16 protein-coding genes are annotated in these 16,200 nt (G+C 58.7%); 6 read left to right on the top strand and 10 right to left on the bottom strand.

Annotated features, from left to right (window positions below):
* Window positions 1–209 precede the first annotated feature (209 nt).
* Entirely contained in the window at window positions 210–1,493 is a 1,284-nt protein-coding gene (gene gltA, locus ABLU86_RS02435; RefSeq protein WP_015367676.1) for a citrate synthase, read from the top strand.
* 98 nt (window positions 1,494–1,591) lie between these two features.
* On the opposite strand, the gene nei is transcribed toward gltA, so the two are convergent.
* The 8 genes from nei to ybgI form a co-directional block, all read right to left on the bottom strand.
* Window positions 1,592–2,383 (bottom strand): endonuclease VIII, encoded by a 792-nt coding sequence (nei, locus tag ABLU86_RS02430; RefSeq protein WP_032722427.1) that lies wholly within the window; start codon window positions 2,381–2,383, stop codon window positions 1,592–1,594.
* 15 nt (window positions 2,384–2,398) lie between these two features.
* A complete protein-coding gene (pcp, locus tag ABLU86_RS02425; protein ID WP_015704765.1) occupies window positions 2,399–3,043 on the bottom strand; it encodes a pyroglutamyl-peptidase I in 645 nt (214 codons plus the stop codon).
* A gap of 9 nt (window positions 3,044–3,052) precedes the next feature.
* A complete protein-coding gene (locus tag ABLU86_RS02420; protein ID WP_015367679.1) occupies window positions 3,053–4,048 on the bottom strand; it encodes a DUF979 domain-containing protein in 996 nt (331 codons plus the stop codon).
* The gene (locus ABLU86_RS02415; protein ID WP_015704763.1) at window positions 4,045–4,770 is read right to left on the bottom strand and encodes a DUF969 domain-containing protein; all 726 of its coding nucleotides are present in this window, start codon (window positions 4,768–4,770) and stop codon (window positions 4,045–4,047) included. Before ABLU86_RS02415 ends, ABLU86_RS02420 begins: the two co-directional genes overlap by 4 nt.
* Window positions 4,771–4,843: 73 nt before the next feature.
* Window positions 4,844–5,587 (bottom strand): 5-oxoprolinase subunit PxpA, encoded by a 744-nt coding sequence (pxpA, locus tag ABLU86_RS02410; protein ID WP_032707633.1) that lies wholly within the window; start codon window positions 5,585–5,587, stop codon window positions 4,844–4,846.
* Complete coding sequence (pxpC, locus tag ABLU86_RS02405) at window positions 5,577–6,509, bottom strand: 5-oxoprolinase subunit PxpC (protein WP_032707632.1); 933 nt, start codon at window positions 6,507–6,509, stop codon at window positions 5,577–5,579. The genes pxpA and pxpC overlap by 11 nt, the downstream gene beginning before the upstream one ends.
* Window positions 6,503–7,159 (bottom strand): 5-oxoprolinase subunit PxpB, encoded by a 657-nt coding sequence (gene pxpB / locus ABLU86_RS02400; protein WP_032709926.1) that lies wholly within the window; start codon window positions 7,157–7,159, stop codon window positions 6,503–6,505. Before pxpB ends, pxpC begins: the two co-directional genes overlap by 7 nt.
* Window positions 7,160–7,173: 14 nt before the next feature.
* On the bottom strand, window positions 7,174–7,917 hold the full coding sequence (ybgI, locus tag ABLU86_RS02395) for a radiation resistance protein YbgI (protein WP_015367684.1): 744 nt from the start codon (window positions 7,915–7,917) through the stop codon (window positions 7,174–7,176).
* A 268-nt stretch (window positions 7,918–8,185) separates the two neighbouring features.
* On the opposite strand from ybgI, the gene dtpD reads away from it, so the two are divergent.
* Window positions 8,186–9,664: a dipeptide permease DtpD gene (gene dtpD, locus ABLU86_RS02390; protein ID WP_015704759.1), complete on the top strand. Its 1,479-nt coding sequence runs from the start codon at window positions 8,186–8,188 to the stop codon at window positions 9,662–9,664.
* Between the two features lie 3 nt (window positions 9,665–9,667).
* On the opposite strand, the gene phrB is transcribed toward dtpD, so the two are convergent.
* Both phrB and ABLU86_RS02380 read right to left on the bottom strand, forming a co-directional pair.
* Complete coding sequence (gene phrB, locus ABLU86_RS02385) at window positions 9,668–11,077, bottom strand: deoxyribodipyrimidine photo-lyase (protein ID WP_126028433.1); 1,410 nt, start codon at window positions 11,075–11,077, stop codon at window positions 9,668–9,670.
* Between the two features lie 179 nt (window positions 11,078–11,256).
* Window positions 11,257–11,463: a DUF2517 family protein gene (locus tag ABLU86_RS02380; protein ID WP_015367687.1), complete on the bottom strand. Its 207-nt coding sequence runs from the start codon at window positions 11,461–11,463 to the stop codon at window positions 11,257–11,259.
* Between the two features lie 313 nt (window positions 11,464–11,776).
* Here ABLU86_RS02380 and kdpF point away from each other — a divergent pair, with 313 nt between their 5' ends.
* From kdpF to kdpC, 4 genes are read left to right on the top strand one after another with little or no spacing between them, the layout of a single operon-like run.
* Window positions 11,777–11,866: a K(+)-transporting ATPase subunit F gene (gene kdpF / locus ABLU86_RS02375; RefSeq protein ID WP_020079348.1), complete on the top strand. Its 90-nt coding sequence runs from the start codon at window positions 11,777–11,779 to the stop codon at window positions 11,864–11,866.
* The gene (gene kdpA, locus ABLU86_RS02370) at window positions 11,866–13,545 is read left to right on the top strand and encodes a potassium-transporting ATPase subunit KdpA (protein WP_101739216.1); all 1,680 of its coding nucleotides are present in this window, start codon (window positions 11,866–11,868) and stop codon (window positions 13,543–13,545) included. Before kdpF ends, kdpA begins: the two co-directional genes overlap by 1 nt.
* A gap of 20 nt (window positions 13,546–13,565) precedes the next feature.
* Window positions 13,566–15,614 (top strand): potassium-transporting ATPase subunit KdpB, encoded by a 2,049-nt coding sequence (gene kdpB / locus ABLU86_RS02365; protein WP_015704756.1) that lies wholly within the window; start codon window positions 13,566–13,568, stop codon window positions 15,612–15,614.
* A gap of 10 nt (window positions 15,615–15,624) precedes the next feature.
* Window positions 15,625–16,197 (top strand): potassium-transporting ATPase subunit KdpC, encoded by a 573-nt coding sequence (gene kdpC / locus ABLU86_RS02360; RefSeq protein ID WP_059444368.1) that lies wholly within the window; start codon window positions 15,625–15,627, stop codon window positions 16,195–16,197.
* Window positions 16,198–16,200 lie beyond the last annotated feature (3 nt).

Here is a 16,200-nt window from a genome sequence, read left to right as displayed (position 1 = left end):
TAATATTCGGGCTGCTAAAACGCTGATTTGCTGCCGTTTCACTCCCGGGCTGAAGACGTACCATCAAGCGCCTGCGCTCTGTACCCTGCAATTTTCGCGACACAGAGCTGTGAGCAACATAACAATCTGGTAACGTAGTCAGGTTCGGGCCGAATGCAAATCCACCACCCGGCAGTCTTAAGCAATAAAAGGCGCTAAGGAGACCATAAATGTCTGATGCTAAAGCAAAAATCACCCTGGGTGGTGACACTGCTATTGAACTTGATGTGCTAAAAGGCACGCTCGGTCAGGATGTTATTGATATTCGTAGTCTTGGTTCAAAAGGTGTCTTCACCTTCGACCCCGGTTTCACTTCAACAGCCTCGTGTGAATCTAAAATTACTTTTATCGACGGCGATGAGGGGATCCTGCTGCACCGCGGTTTCCCGATCGATCAGCTGGCTACCGAGTCAAATTATCTTGAAGTGTGCTACATCCTGTTGAACGGCGAAAAACCGACTCAACAGCAGTACGACGAATTCAAAACTACCGTTACCCGCCACACCATGATCCACGAGCAGATTACCCGTCTGTTCCACGCGTTCCGCCGCGACTCTCACCCGATGGCGGTGATGTGCGGTATTACCGGCGCGCTGGCGGCGTTCTATCACGACTCCCTGGACGTGAATAACCCACGCCACCGTGAAATCGCCGCCTATCGTCTGCTGTCCAAAATGCCGACCATGGCAGCGATGTGTTACAAATATTCTATCGGCCAGCCTTTCGTGTATCCGCGCAACGATCTCTCCTACGCGGGTAACTTCCTGAATATGATGTTCTCCACGCCGTGCGAAACCTATGAGGTTAACCCGGTGCTGGAACGCGCGATGGACCGTATCCTGATCCTGCACGCTGACCACGAACAGAACGCCTCAACCTCTACCGTGCGTACCGCTGGCTCTTCCGGCGCTAACCCGTTCGCCTGCATCGCTGCGGGTATCGCCTCCCTGTGGGGGCCGGCGCACGGCGGCGCCAACGAAGCCGCGCTGAAAATGCTGGAAGAGATCAGCTCCGTTGAACACATTCCGGAATTCGTGCGCCGCGCGAAAGACAAGAATGACTCTTTCCGCCTGATGGGCTTCGGTCATCGCGTGTACAAGAACTACGATCCGCGCGCCACCGTAATGCGTGAAACCTGCCACGAAGTACTGAAAGAGCTGGGCACCAAGGACGATCTGCTGGAAGTGGCGATGGAACTTGAGCATATCGCGCTCAACGACCCGTACTTCATCGAGAAGAAACTGTATCCGAACGTCGACTTCTACTCCGGCATCATCCTGAAAGCGATGGGTATTCCATCCTCGATGTTTACCGTCATCTTCGCGATGGCGCGTACCGTCGGCTGGATTGCCCACTGGAACGAAATGCACAGCGACGGTATGAAAATTGCCCGTCCGCGTCAGCTGTATACCGGCTACCAGAAGCGCGATTTCAAGTCCGATCTCAAGAAGTAATTTCAACCCTGTCGGGGTTAGCAAAAAAAATCGGGGACCTTCCCCGATTTTTTTTTATTTAAGCGTACAAAAAAATTTGAATCACTCAATAACTGACGTTAGTGCTGGCAGCCAGGACACCAGTAAAAGGGTCGCGATGACAGCATGGTTTTTTCAATGATACTGCCGCAGCGTTCGCAGGCCTCACCCTCGCGATGAAAAACCTTAAAGCGGAATAGCGCGCCATGATGTTTGTTTTCATCCACTTGCCCGCGGGTGCGGTAAGAAAGGCGCGGGATATCCAGCAGCGCGTGCGCCAGCGCATCGAGCTGCGTGTCATTGAGCTCGGCGGCCTTATGCTGCCCGGTCAACCCCACCTGCCATAGGATCTCCACCCGCAGATAGTTACCGAGCCCGGCGAGAAACGCCTGGTCCAGCAACAGGCCGGAAAACTGGCGATTGCGAAATTTCGCCGATAACAGCCGCTCTCTGACCTGCCCGGCGGTTAACGTCATATCCAGCACATCCGGCCCGACCCGTTGTAAAAACGGATGATGGGCCAGCTCTTGCGCCGTCAGTATCTCAATCTCGGAGGCGCTATAGAGCAAAATCGCCTTGCGTGCGGTCTGTAACCTGACGCGCAGCACGCGCTTCGATTGCGGCTCAACGCCGGCATCCACCACGCGCCAGACGCCATACAGCTGGTTATGGCTATACAACGTCAATCCGCCGGAGAAGTGGGTTAACAGGGCCTTGCCGCGGGTGGCGATATGGGTCACCCGCTGACCAATTAGCTGAGTTTGATAGGGTTGCAACTGTGGAAAGGCGAACCAGGCTTCGGTTAACGGTTCGCCTTTGATAGCCGCCTCCAGGGTATCCGCCGCGCGGCGGATCTCCGGGCCTTCAGGCATAGTTTCGTCCTTCTGTTAGTGCGTGGCGCCGCCGCCAATTTTGACGTCGTCATCCTGTTCAAGGGCGACGGCAATCGCCGTTTCCAGCGCCGCGCGTACCGTCTCGACCGACATACTCGCCTGCCCCGGATGGGCCGCCGCCTGTTCAGGCAGATAAGGAATATGGATAAAACCGCCCTTCTGCCCGCTTTTTCCCTGCAGCTGATGCAGCAAACCATACATCACGTGATTGCAGACGAAGGTGCCCGCGGTTTGCGACACCGAGGCCGGGATCCCCTGCTGGCGCAACGCGCTAACGATCGCTTTGATCGGTAGCGTACTGAAGCATGCCGCGGGGCCGTCAGCGACGATCGGCTCATCGATCGGCTGCTGGCCTTTATTGTCGGGGATCCGCGCATCATCGACGTTGATAGCCACACGTTCGACGGTAATATCGACACGGCCTCCGGCCTGCCCGACGGCAATCGTTAGCTGCGGTTGATAGGTTTCCAGCGCGGCGTTCAGCACCGTTAGCGCCTCGCCGAACACGCAGGGTAACTGTTTAGCCACCACCTGCTGCCCGCGAATAATCATGCCATCAAGCTGCTTAACCACTTCCCATGAAGGATTAACCGTTTCGCCGCCGAACGGCTCAAAACCGGTAATTAATACGCCAGCCATCATCCCTCCTTACAGGAACATCAGGAAATAGAGTAAGAATACGTTGACGATCAGCAGCAGGATACCGGTCGGTACCTGGGCTTTAATCACCGCATTTTTATCCGGCAGTTCCAGCAGCGCCGCCGGTACGATATTAAAGTTCGCCGCCATCGGCGTCATCAGCGTACCGCAGTAGCCGGAAAACATACCAATCGCCGCCATTACCGCCGGATTGCCGCCGTGCTGCAGAACTAAAATCGGAATGCCAACCCCGGCTGTCACAATCGGGAAAGCGGCAAAGGCATTGCCCATCACCATCGTCAACACCGCCATGCCGATGGCGTACACGGCCACGGCGATAAAGCGGTTATCTACCGCCAGATAGTGCTCGGTCAGCCACGAAATGCTGGTTCCGACACCCGCTGTGGTGAACAGCAGCCCCAGCACCGCGAGGATTTGCGGCAGGATAAAGGCCCAGCCGACGGAATCAAGCAAACGGCGCGCTTCCTGCATCGGCTGCGCCACCGTTTCATGGGTCATACGAATCGCCATCGCCAGGCCAATCAGCGTACCGACGGTCATCGAGAACAGGGTAATCAGCGTCGCGTGGTTGCCCGGCCCGAAGAGCGCCACCTGCCATGAAGGCAGATTGTTAAACAGCAGTACGCCAATGACGGTGACGACCGGAATCGCCAGCGCCGGATAGAAAAGTTTGTTGCCGAGGCGTTTCGCGCTGGCGGTTTTCTCTTCCTGGCTACGCTGATGGTAGCTGCCGAGGCGCACACCGCCAAAACCGGCGATCAGCGCCAGTACCACCACCACCCCGCCGACGGCGATATTCACCGCACGCTTATCGCCCACCAGTTGATACGTCCAGTCGCCGAGCAAGAACACCAGCCCGTACAGACCCCAGAACAGGCCGGTTGTCAGACGCCGCGGATTGCTTTTGTCGCGCCAGGACATGATAGCCACGACCAGCAGTACCGCGCCGGCCAGCCAGTATAAATACGTTTGCTGGAAGTTCATGCCGCACCGCCTTTCGCCTGCCCGGCGTTAACCCGGTCCAGCTCACGCTGGAGATGGCGATCGAGGCGCCACAGGCGCGCGGCGTGGATCAGGAAGGCGCAGATCGCCGTCGGGATCCCCCACAGGGCAATATGCAACGGTTCCGTCTGGATCCCGCCCGACTCCAGCATAAAGTTGTGCATGAAGATGATCGCGCCAAAGGCGACAAAAATATCTTCACCGAAAAACAGCCCGACGTTATCGGTCGCCGCCGACATCGCGCGCAGACGGTAGCGCACATGACCCGGCAGCGGGCCAAAGCGCTTTTCCGCCGCCCCCTCCGCCATTGGCGCCAGCAGCGGGCGCACCATTTGCGGATGCCCGCCGAGGCTGGTCAATCCCAGGGCGGCGGTAGCTTCGCGCACAAACAGATAGACGATCAGCAGACGTCCGGCGGTCGCGCTATGAATCTTCGCGATCCACGCCTGCGCCCGCTCTTTCAGACCATGTCGCTCCAGCAGCCCGATCACCGCCAGCGGCAGCAGCAGAATAAACGGCAGATTACGGGTATTAAGGAAGCCCTCGCCCAGTTTCTCCAGAATAGTGGCTATTGGCATATGCGCCGCCACGCCGGTGACGATCCCGGAGATTATCACCACCAGCACCGGGTTAAAGCGTAATACAAAACCGACCACAATCACGGCAATGCCGATCAGCGGCCAGAGGGATATCGCCTCTTGCATAATAACGTCCTGTTCAGTTGTGAGTGTTGTTTATTGTTTGATTTAATTATTATTAAAATACTCAGGCGGCCGATTAATCGATGTCCGCGCTGACGTCAATATTGCGCCCGGCAAACGCGGCGCGCAGGCGTCGGGCGAAATCGAGCGCATGAGCGCCATCGCCATGCAGACAGACCGTTTCCGCCTTCACATGCGCCCATTCGCCGCTCAGGCTGCGCACCCGATTGTGCTGCACCATTTCCAGCGTTTGCGCCAGCGCCTGCTCTTCGTTCTCTATCAGCGCGCCCGGCTGGCTGCGCGGCACCAGGCTACCGTCGGCGAGATAACCGCGATCGGCGAAGACTTCCTGGCGCGTCGTCAGCTGATAGCGCTGTCCGGCGCGGATAAGCTCGCTCCCCGCCAGCCCGACCAGCACCAACCCGGCGTCGGCATCGCGCACCGCACGGGCGATGGCATCGGCCAAAGCCGGCTCTTTCGCCGCCTGGTTGTACAACATGCCATGCGGTTTGACGTGCCGCAGCTCGCCGCCCTGGGCATGCACGATTGCCGCCAGCGCGCCAATTTGATACAGCACCTGGGCATAGACCGTCTCTGGCGGTAACTGCATCGCGGTGCGGCCGAAATTTTCCCGGTCCGGGAAGCTTGGGTGCGCGCCAATAGCGACGCCATTTTTCAGCGCCTCGCGCACGCACTGCTGCATGAGCAGCGCATCGCCGGCGTGAAAGCCGCAGGCGATATTGGCGGAAGAGACCAGCTGCAGCAGCGCGCTATCGCTGGCGCAGCCTTCGCCGAGGTCGGCATTTAAATCAATTCTCATCGCTTAATCTCCAGGCCAGTTGTTCAAGGTAACGCTGCTGGTCGGCGCGCGCTTTCAGCGCATCTTCCAGCGAACAGGGGACGAAATGGATCGGCTGACCCAGCGGAATTTGCGCCAGTTGGTACATATCGGCTTCAATAATGCACGCTATACGCGGATAGCCGCCGGTGGTCTGCGCATCGTTCATTAACACAATCGGCTGGCCGTTATGCGGTACCTGTACCACGCCGGGCAGCAGGCCATGGGAGAGCATTTCCCGGTCGGTTGTGCGCTTGAGCGGCTGACCCTGCAGGCGGTAGCCCATACGGTTGCTCTGCGGACTCAGCTTCCACGGCGAGCGCCAGAAAGACTCCTGCGACACGCTGTCGAATTCGTGATACTCCGGCCCCGGCAGCGCGCGAATAATATTGCCTATCGGCAGCTGTTTAACGCCGCGCGAAGCGCTAAAGCGGCGGGAGGATTTCCCAATCTTCAATTGATCGCCATCCTGCAACCGGCGCCCTTCGATTCCGCCGATACCGACTTTCAGATCGGTAGAGCGGGAACCTAAAACTTCAGGCACGTCGATACCGCCCGCCACCGCCAGGTAGCTGCGGATCCCATGCTGCGGAGTTTTCAACACCAGCCGCTGCCCGGCCTTCGCTTCCATTCGCCAGCCCAGCCAGACCGGCGCGCCGTCGAGCGTCGCTTCACAGGCGGCTCCGGTCAACGCGAACCAGCAATGGCGGGTAAACTGTACATCGACCTGACCCAGCGTAATTTCCAGCGCCGCCGTCTCCGGCGCATTGCCCACCAGCAGATTGGCAATGGTCATCGCCGGTTTATCCAGCGCGCCGCAGCGGCTGATCCCCCACTGGCGCTGGCCTTCCCGGCCGCCATCCTGTACCGAGGTGTACATGCCGGCGCGGATAAATTTCAACATACCCCCTCCTTCTGCGGCACAAAGCGTACGCGATCGCCAGAACGCAGCAGCACCGGCTCTTCACGTTTTGGATCGAATAATGCCAGCGGCGTGCGACCCAGCAGCTGCCAGCCGCCCGGCGTCGCCAGCGGATAAATACCGGTTTGCGATCCGCCGATACCAACCGATCCCGCCGGTACCAGTACGCGCGGCTCGGCGCGACGCGGCATCGCCAGCTGCTCCGGCAGGCCGCCAAAGTACGGAAACCCCGGCTGGAAACCCAGAAACCACACCATGTACTCCACCGAAGAGTGCAGTTCGACCACCTGCTTTTCGCTCAATCCGCAATGGCGCGCGACGTCGCCAAGGTCTGGCCCTGCCTCGCCGCCATAGATAACCGGGATACTTATCTCACGGGATTCCGGATCCAGCGCTTCGCTCTCTTCCCACCAGCGTTGCAGCTTGTCAATCGCCTCCCATGCCATCTCCTGCGGGCGGCGCAGTACAACGGTGATGTTGTTCATCCCCGGTATCACTTCAACCACTTCTTCGTGGTCGGTTAACCGCTGCGTCAGGCCCCAGATACGTTTTTGGCTCTCCAGGGTCACCGGAGGCTCAAGCTCCAGGACCACCGCCGTTTCACCTAATAGATAACAACGCGCTCGCTGCACTTTTTTCTCTCTCATCAGGCCGGGTTAGGGATATCAATAAAGGTGACGTCCAGGTCGGTATTTTCCGTCAACCACTCGCTCAGAGCGCGAATACCGCCACGCTCGGTGGCATGATGGCCAGCGGCATAAAAATGCAACCCTTGCTCACGAGCGGAATGGATGGTCTGCTCAGACACTTCGCCGGTAATAAAGGCATCGACGCCAAAGCGGGCCGCGCTATCGATAAAGCTCTGGCCGCCACCGGTACACCAGGCGACGCGGGCGACTTTGTCTGGCCCGGTATCGCCGCACCACAGCGGTTTACGTCCCAATCGCGCTTCAATCCACGAGGCCAGTTCCAGCCCGGATACCGGCATAGACAGCTCGCCCCACGGCACCAATGGTTCGATTTCCCCCATCACGTTGATCCCCAGCAGTTGCGCCAGTTGGGCGTTATTGCCCAGTTCCGGATGCGCATCCAGCGGTAAATGCCAGCCATAAAGGTTGATATCGTTGGCCAGCAACGTTTTCAGCCGATTGCGCTTCATGCCGCGGATCACCGGCGACTCGCCTTTCCAGAAGTAGCCGTGATGCACAATCACCGCATCCGCCTGCAGACGCACGGCTTCATCGAGAAGCGCCTGGCTGGCGGTCACGCCGGTAACGATTTTCCGCACCGACTCCCGCCCTTCGACCTGCAGGCCATTCGGGGCGTAATCACTGATGGCCGCGCTATTCAGTTTTTCGTTAATTAATTGTTCCAGTTCGCTATTTTTCATTGCCGCTCCATCAGAAAATCAGTTTGTACAAACCTATAACATAACCACATCCGCCCGAGTCGTCGATAGCGACGCCAAAGGGTCTATTTCAGCCATTCGCATAATCGCCCAAATTGCCTCTTCCCCTCACCGCGCATTAGTGTATATTTATGCACTTATAAAGCATATTAAATAACCAGAAAGCCATTTAGGCCATGAATAACACCAGACAAGCGCTATTCATGCAGAAAGATCGACTTTCGTTTTACGGCCAGGAAATGAACGTTACATGAACAGACAAACTTCACAGCCACGGGCGATTTATTACGTCGTTGCGCTGCAAATTTGGGAATACTTCAGTTTTTACGGCATGCGGGCGCTGTTAATCCTGTACCTCACCAACCAGCTCAAGTACGACGATAACCACGCCTATACCCTGTTTAGCGCCTACTGCTCCCTGGTCTATGTCACCCCTATTCTCGGCGGCTTCCTCGCCGACAAACTGCTCGGTAACCGCATGGCGGTGATGCTCGGGGCGCTACTCATGGCTATCGGTCACCTGGTGCTCGGCGCCAGCGAAATCGCCCCCACCTTCCTCTATTTATCGCTGGCGATTATCGTTTGCGGTTACGGGCTGTTTAAATCCAACGTCAGCTGCCTGCTTGGCGAACTGTATGAGCCGACCGATCCGCGCCGCGATGGCGGCTTCTCGCTGATGTACGCCGCGGGAAATATTGGTTCGATCATCGCGCCTATCGCCTGCGGCTACGTGCAGGAAGAGTACAGCTGGGCGATGGGCTTTGCGCTGGCGGCAGTCGGTATGATTGCCGGTCTGGTGATCTTCCTCTGCGGCGGTCGCCACTTCCGCCATACCACCGGCGTTAACCGCGAGGCACTGCGCGCGCGGACCTTCCTCCTGCCGAACTGGGGCTGGCTGCTGGTATTGCTGGTGGCGACGCCGCTGTTGATTACCGTGCTGTTCTGGCAGGAGTGGTCGGTGTATGCGCTGATCGTCGCGACGGTGATTGGCCTGGCGGTACTGGCGCGTATTTACCTGCGCGCGGAGAACGACAAACAGCGTAAAGAGCTGCGTCTGATTATCGTCCTCACCGGTTTTAGCCTGCTGTTCTGGGCCTTTGCCCAGCAGGGCGGCAGCTCCATCAGCCTGTATATCGACCGCTTCGTGAACCGCCACGTCATGAGCTATGAAGTACCAACCGCGATGTTCCAGTCGGTTAACGCCTTCGCGGTAATGCTCTGCGGTATGGTGCTGGCATGGCTGGTCAAAGAGAACATCAAGGGCAACCGCACCGTGCGTATCTGGGGGAAATTCGCCCTCGGTCTGGGGCTAATGAGCGCCGGGTTCTGCATTCTGACTTTAAGCGCCCGCTGGTCGGCCGCTTATGGCCACTCCTCCATGCCGCTGATGGTACTGGGGCTGGCGGTGATGGGCTTCGCCGAACTGTTTATCGACCCGGTTGCGATGTCGCAAATCACCCGGATCGAAATCCCCGGCGTCACCGGGGTGCTGACCGGTATCTATATGCTGCTTTCCGGGGCGATCGCCAACTATCTGGCCGGCGTCATCGCCGACCAGACGTCGCAGGCGTCGTTTGATGCCGCGGGCGCGGTTAACTATTCGATTGAAGCCTACATCGACGTCTTCAGCCAGATCACCTGGGGCGCGCTGGCCTGCGTCGGCCTGGTGCTGGTCATCTGGCTGTATCACTCCGTGAAGGTCAAAACCCGCCAACTGGCGGTAGAATAGAAACTATCTGGCGGCTTCCCAGGCCGCCAGCGTCTCCAGCCGCGCCTGCTTATGGTCAACCAGCGGGCGCGGATACCTCAGCGTTACCCCCTGTTTATCCGCCCACAGCCACGGCTGATGCAACGCTTTCTCTGGCACTTCAGCCAGTTCCGGCAGCCAGCGGCGAATAAACTCGCCCTGCTTATCAAATTTCTCGCCCTGGGTCGTCGGATTGAAAATACGAAAATAAGGGGCTGCATCGGTACCGGTCGAGGCCGCCCACTGCCAACCGCCGTTGTTGGCCGCCAAATCGCCGTCGATCAGTTGGCTCATGAAATAGCGCTCTCCTTGCCGCCAGTCGAGGCGCAGGTCTTTCGCCAGGAAGCTGGCGACAATCATCCGCAGGCGATTGTGCATCCAGCCGGTGGCGTTAAGCTGCCGCATGGCGGCATCGACGATGGGGAAACCGGTTTGCCCCTGTTGCCAGGCCTGCAGTTCATCCTCATTGCTGCGCCAGGCGACCTTGTCGGTCCAGGCGACAAACGGCCGGCCTTTACACAGTTTCGGGTAGTAAACCATCAGATGACGATAGAACTCGCGCCAGATAATCTCGTTCAGCCAGCTTGCGCCCGCTTCGCCATCCAGCGCGCCGGGCTGCTCCCGTAACAAGCGATGCAGGCACTGGCGCGGCGACAGTACGCCTACCGCGAGACACGGCGATAGCCTGCTGGTTCCCTCTATCGCCGGAAAATCGCGCTGCTGGTCGTAATCCGCCGCCGGCTGCTGACAAAACGCGCGCAATCGAGCCAGCGCCGTTTTTTCATCCGCCGCGAACAGATCGGTGTCGAACGGCGTTTGCGGATAGTTGATCTCAGGCAGCGGCGAGGCCTGTCGGGTGGCTGACTGGCGCGATTTCGGCGCCGCCACGCACTCCGGCAGCCCTTCACGCAGGCGGCGGATAAAGGCATTTTTAAACGGCGTAAAGACTTTATACATCTCACGGTTGCCGGTCATCACGCTGCCCGGCGGCAACAGCACGCTGTCATCAAACCCCTGGCAGGTGACTTCTGTCAGGATTTTCTCAACACCGGCGTCGCGCTGGCGCTCATTAAACTCATACTGATAATTATAAAATAGATGGCTAACCTGGTGCTGTTTACAGATGCGCGTCAGCAGCTCGATGCTGGCGGCGAAATTGTCCGCTTCTTCAACCAGCAGCGGGATACCGCGTTCCGCCAACGCCGCGTGGAGGCTGCGTAAATGGCTGGCGATAAAGGCCGCCTGGCGCGGCGCCATGTGATGTTGGCGCCACTGTTCTGGCGTAGCGATATACAGCGCCAGCACCTGCGCGTTCGGGTCGCGGCAGGCGGCGGCCAGCGCCAGATTATCGTTAAGGCGTAAATCCATGCGAAACCAGACCAAATGGGTGGCCATAAAACTCCTCACTCTCCGTAAGCAAAACTCAGCACTCAGGCCGGCAAAATAGCGCGCTGCGGTAAAATACGCACCTGCCAATTCTGCCACGGCGCGTGAAAGCTAAGTGTAGACAGCAGACGAAAAAAAACCGCCGGTCGTCAACCGGCGGTTTTGATATTCGTTGCAGCAGCGCGGATTTAGTAGAAGTCGTGCGCGGCTTTTTCCGCCTGCGCCATCCATACCGGCTGTTCGCTGGTTTTCGCCCATACGCGATGCAGCCAGCTGTAATAACGGGCGCGATCTTTCCAGAACAGCATCACCGGCAGCGCAGCGACCCCGGCCACGACGGCGAAAGCGCGACGCATCAGGATAATGTGAGCAGGATAAGCTTTGTACAACGCCATAATTTCTCTCCCCTTTGTCAGGCCGGCAAGCAACGCCGGTAAATGTCACAATGTTTGTCTGCACAAATAGTACCGCGCTGGTTGTAATTTTACTACTCATCCGACCACTAAAAAGCACTTATTTATACTTAATTTACATTCACGGCGTAACTGAGTTACAAAAAAGTTAAATTAATACTAACCATTAGTTAAATTGTGCCTTTAGCCATTTTTATACTTTTTTTACACCGCCCGCGGCGATTTTTGCGAAATCTTTGCGCCGAAATTCCTACCCTCTCGGTATATCAATAAGAGACACACCCGGAGGTGGAAAGTGACTACAGGCATCATTGCCGGCGTAACGCTGGTGTTCCTGCTGCTGGCGTATCTGGTCTATGCCCTGATACATGCGGAGGCGTTCTGATGGCCGCGCAAGGGTTCTTACTTATCGCCAGCTTCCTGCTGGTACTGCTGGTGCTGGCGCGGCCACTCGGTTCGCTGCTGGCGCGAATGATAAACGACGTTCCGCTCCCGGGGCTTGCCGGCGTTGAGCGCGGTATCTGGCGGCTGGCGGGGATTCGCCGCCAGGAGATGGACTGGCGGCAGTACTTGATCGCCATTGTGCTGTTTAACGCCATTGGTCTCGCGGCGCTGATGGCGCTGCTGATGTGCCAGGGTTGGCTGCCGTTCAATCCGCAGCACTTCCCCAACCTGTCATGGGATTTAGCGTTGAATACCGCGGTAAGCTTCGTCAGCAACACTAACTGGCAGGCCTACGCCGGGGAAACCACCATGAGCTATCTCAGCCAGATGGTGGGCCTGGCGGTGCAAAACTTCCTGTCGGCCGCGACCGGTATTGCGGTGATCTTCGTGCTGACCCGAGCCTGGGCGCGACAGAAAGTCAGCACCCTCGGCAACGCCTGGGTCGACCTGACCCGCATTACGCTGTGGCTGCTACTGCCAATCTCTCTGCTGATTGCGCTGTTCTTTGTGCAACAGGGCGTGCCGCAGAACCTGCAGGCTTATCAGCCGTTCACCAGCCTGGAAGGCGTTCGCCAATGGCTACCGATGGGACCGGTCGCCTCGCAGGAAGCGATCAAAATGCTCGGTACCAACGGCGGCGGCTTCTTTAATGCCAACTCATCGCATCCGTTTGAGAACCCGACGTCGTTAACCAACCTGGTGCAGATGCTGGCGATCTTCTTGATCCCGGCGGCGCTGTGTTTTGCCTTTGGCGAAGCGGTCGGCGATCGCCGTCAGGGGCGCGCAATCCTGTGGGCGATGGCGCTGATTTTCGTGGTCTGCGTGGCGGTGGTGATGTGGGCGGAAACCCGCGGAAATCCGCATCTGCTCAGCCTTGGCGCCGACAGCAGCCTGAATATGGAAGGGAAAGAGAGCCGCTTTGGCATTCTCGCCAGCAGCCTGTTTGCGGTGGTCACCACTGCGGCCTCCTGCGGTGCGGTCAACGCGATGCATGATTCCTTCACCGCGCTGGGCGGTATGGTGCCGATGTGGTTGATGCAGATTGGCGAGGTGGTCTTCGGCGGCGTAGGCTCCGGGCTATACGGCATGCTGCTGTTCGTCATGCTGGCGGTATTTATCGCCGGGTTGATGATTGGCCGCACGCCGGAATATCTCGGCAAGAAAATCGACGTGCGCGAAATGAAAATGATCGCGCTGGCGATTCTGGTGACCCCGACGCTGGTACTGCTCGGCACCGCGCTGGCGATGATGACCGAAGCCGGACGCAGCGCCATGTTGAATCCTGGGCCACACGGCTTTAGCGAAGTGTTGTACGCCGTCACCTCGGCGGCCAACAACAACGGCAGCGCCTTCGGCGGCTTAAGCGCCGGCACGACATTCTGGAACCTGCTGCTGGCGTTCTGCATGCTGGTGGGCCGCTTCGGGGTGATCGTCCCGGTGATGGCGATTGCCGGGTCGCTGGTGAATAAGAAAATTCAGCCCGCCAGCTCCGGCACGCTCGCCACCCACGACGCGCTGTTTATCGGCCTGCTGATCGGTACCGTCCTGCTGGTCGGCGCCCTGACCTTTATCCCCGCACTGGCGCTCGGCCCGGTGGCGGAACACTTCTCTTTACTTTAAGCGATGCGGAGCAGCCTGTTATGAGTCGCAAACAATTAGCCCTGCTGGAGCCGACGCTGGTGCGTCAGGCGCTGCTGGATGCGGTGAAAAAACTCAGCCCCTCGGTGCAGTGGCGTAACCCGGTGATGTTTATCGTCTGGATTGGCAGCGTGCTGACCACCCTGCTGGCGATGGCCATGGCCGGGGGGTATCTCACGGGTCACGCCGGCTTTACCGCCGCCGTCAGCCTGTGGTTATGGTTTACCGTGCTGTTCGCCAACTTCGCCGAAGCCATGGCCGAAGGCCGTAGTAAAGCGCAGGCCAACAGCCTGAAAGGGGTGAAGAAAACCGCTTTCGCCCGTAAGCTGCGCGCGCCGCAGCACGATGCTCCGATGGATCACGTCCCGGCGGAAGAGTTACGCAAAGGCGATATCGTGCTGGTCGAAGCTGGCGACATTATCCCCTGCGACGGCGAAGTGATCGAAGGCGGCGCTTCGGTAGATGAAAGCGCCATCACCGGGGAATCCGCGCCGGTGATCCGCGAGTCCGGCGGCGATTTCGCCTCGGTCACCGGCGGCACCCGGATCCTCTCTGACTGGCTGGTGATCCGCTGCAGCGTCAACCCTGGCGAAACCTTCCTTGACCGGATGATCGCCATGGTTGAAGGCGCGCAGCGCCGTAAAACTCCAAACGAAATCGCGCTGACGATCCTGCTGATCGCCCTGACGCTGGTGTTCCTGCTGGCCACCGCCACCATCTGGCCCTTCTCGGCGTGGAGCGGTAATGCGGTTAGCGTTACCGTGCTGGTCGCGCTGCTGGTGTGTCTGATCCCGACCACCATCGGCGGCCTGCTCTCCGCTATCGGCGTCGCCGGGATGAGCCGAATGCTCGGCGCCAACGTTATCGCCACCAGCGGCCGCGCGGTGGAAGCCGCCGGCGATGTCGACGTACTGCTGCTGGATAAAACCGGCACCATCACCCTCGGCAACCGTCAGGCCTCGGCTTTCCTGCCGGCTCGCGGCGTCGAAGAGCGCGTATTGGCCGACGCCGCCCAACTGTCGTCGCTGGCGGATGAAACGCCGGAAGGCCGCAGCATCGTGGTACTGGCGAAACAGCGCTTTAATTTGCGCGAGCGCGACCTGCAGTCGCTGCACGCCACATTTGTCCCCTTTACCGCCCAGACCCGTATGAGCGGTATCAACATCGACCAACGCATGATCCGCAAAGGGTCGGTGGACGCGATTCGCCGCCATATCGAAGCTAACGGCGGCCACTTCCCGGCCGATGTCGATAAGCAGGTAGAAGAGGTCGCCCGCCAGGGGGCCACGCCGCTGGTGGTGGCGGAAGGCGAACGCGTGCTGGGCATTATTTCACTCAAAGATATCGTCAAAGGCGGCATTAAAGAGCGTTTCGCCCAGCTGCGCAAAATGGGCATTAAGACGGTGATGATCACCGGTGATAACCGTCTGACCGCCGCCGCCATCGCCGCCGAAGCGGGGGTTGATGATTTTCTTGCCGAAGCGACACCGGAAGCCAAGCTGGCGCTGATTCGCCAGTATCAGTCGGAAGGACGGCTGGTGGCGATGACCGGTGACGGTACCAACGACGCCCCGGCGCTGGCGCAGGCTGATGTGGCGGTCGCGATGAACTCCGGCACCCAGGCAGCAAAAGAGGCGGGCAATATGGTGGATCTCGACTCGAACCCGACCAAGCTGATTGAAGTGGTGCATATCGGTAAACAGATGCTGATGACCCGTGGGTCGTTAACCACATTCAGTATCGCCAACGACGTCGCCAAGTATTTCGCGATTATTCCGGCCGCCTTCGCCGCCGCCTATCCGCAGCTGGCGATGCTGAACGTGATGCATCTGCACTCGCCCTCTTCGGCGATCATGAGCGCGGTTATTTTCAACGCCCTGATTATCGTCTGCCTGATCCCTTTAGCGCTGAAAGGCGTGAGCTATCGTCCGCTGTCGGCATCGGCGATGCTGCGCCGCAACCTGTGGGTTTACGGCCTCGGCGGGCTGATTGTGCCGTTTGTCGGTATTAAAGCTATCGACCTGTTGCTGACCCTGACGGGTCTGGTGTGAGGAAACTACCATGTCATTAATTCGTCCGGCACTTGTGCTATTTATTCTGTTAACCCTGCTCACTGGCGGCCTGTATCCGTTGCTGACTACCGCCTTAGGGCAGTGGTGGTTCCCGCAGCAGGCTAACGGCTCGCTGATCCAGATCGACGGCGAGGTGCGCGGCTCCGCTCTGATCGGGCAGAACTTTACCGCCACCGGTTATTTCCACGGCCGCCCTTCCGCGACGGCAGAGGTGGCGGATAATCCGCTGGCCTCTGGCGGCAGTAACCTGGCGGTCAGCAATCCGGCGCTGGATAAAGCGATTAGCGAACGGGTAGAGGCGTTACGCGCCGCTAACCCGCAAGCGAATCCGACGGTGCCGGTCGAGCTGGTTACCGCGTCGGCCAGCGGGCTGGATAACAACCTGACCCCTGCCGCGGCGCTGTGGCAGGTACCGCGCGTCGCCAAAGCGCGCAATCTCAGCGACGCGCAGGTGAAACAGCTAGTGGATCAGGCGACGCAAAAACCGTTGCTCAGTTTTCTCGGTCAACCTGTGGTAAATATACTGCAACTGAATATGGCGCTGGATGCCCTAAAGGATTAATCA

The sequence above is a fragment of the Klebsiella sp. JN_Kp121 genome, from assembly GCF_040062145.1.
GTDB classification, from domain to species: domain Bacteria; phylum Pseudomonadota; class Gammaproteobacteria; order Enterobacterales; family Enterobacteriaceae; genus Klebsiella; species Klebsiella aerogenes.
Note: the sequence above shows the minus strand (reverse complement) of the source record. Positions and strands in the feature narration are given on the sequence as shown.

What these genes read in the sequence shown, in the direction of transcription:
- gltA (WP_015367676.1), top strand. Translation starts at nt 210, where the DNA reads ATGTCTGATGCTAAAGCAAAAATCACCCTGGGTGGTGACACTGCTATT.
- nei (WP_032722427.1), bottom strand. Translation starts at nt 2,383, where the DNA reads ATGCCTGAAGGCCCGGAGATCCGCCGCGCGGCGGATACCCTGGAGGCG.
- pcp (WP_015704765.1), bottom strand. Translation starts at nt 3,043, where the DNA reads ATGGCTGGCGTATTAATTACCGGTTTTGAGCCGTTCGGCGGCGAAACG.
- ABLU86_RS02420 (WP_015367679.1), bottom strand. Translation starts at nt 4,048, where the DNA reads ATGAACTTCCAGCAAACGTATTTATACTGGCTGGCCGGCGCGGTACTG.
- ABLU86_RS02415 (WP_015704763.1), bottom strand. Translation starts at nt 4,770, where the DNA reads ATGCAAGAGGCGATATCCCTCTGGCCGCTGATCGGCATTGCCGTGATT.
- pxpA (WP_032707633.1), bottom strand. Translation starts at nt 5,587, where the DNA reads ATGAGAATTGATTTAAATGCCGACCTCGGCGAAGGCTGCGCCAGCGAT.
- pxpC (WP_032707632.1), bottom strand. Translation starts at nt 6,509, where the DNA reads ATGTTGAAATTTATCCGCGCCGGCATGTACACCTCGGTACAGGATGGC.
- ybgI (WP_015367684.1), bottom strand. Translation starts at nt 7,917, where the DNA reads ATGAAAAATAGCGAACTGGAACAATTAATTAACGAAAAACTGAATAGC.
- dtpD (WP_015704759.1), top strand. Translation starts at nt 8,186, where the DNA reads ATGAACAGACAAACTTCACAGCCACGGGCGATTTATTACGTCGTTGCG.
- phrB (WP_126028433.1), bottom strand. Translation starts at nt 11,077, where the DNA reads ATGGCCACCCATTTGGTCTGGTTTCGCATGGATTTACGCCTTAACGAT.
- ABLU86_RS02380 (WP_015367687.1), bottom strand. Translation starts at nt 11,463, where the DNA reads ATGGCGTTGTACAAAGCTTATCCTGCTCACATTATCCTGATGCGTCGC.
- kdpA (WP_101739216.1), top strand. Translation starts at nt 11,866, where the DNA reads ATGGCCGCGCAAGGGTTCTTACTTATCGCCAGCTTCCTGCTGGTACTG.
- kdpB (WP_015704756.1), top strand. Translation starts at nt 13,566, where the DNA reads ATGAGTCGCAAACAATTAGCCCTGCTGGAGCCGACGCTGGTGCGTCAG.
- kdpC (WP_059444368.1), top strand. Translation starts at nt 15,625, where the DNA reads ATGTCATTAATTCGTCCGGCACTTGTGCTATTTATTCTGTTAACCCTG.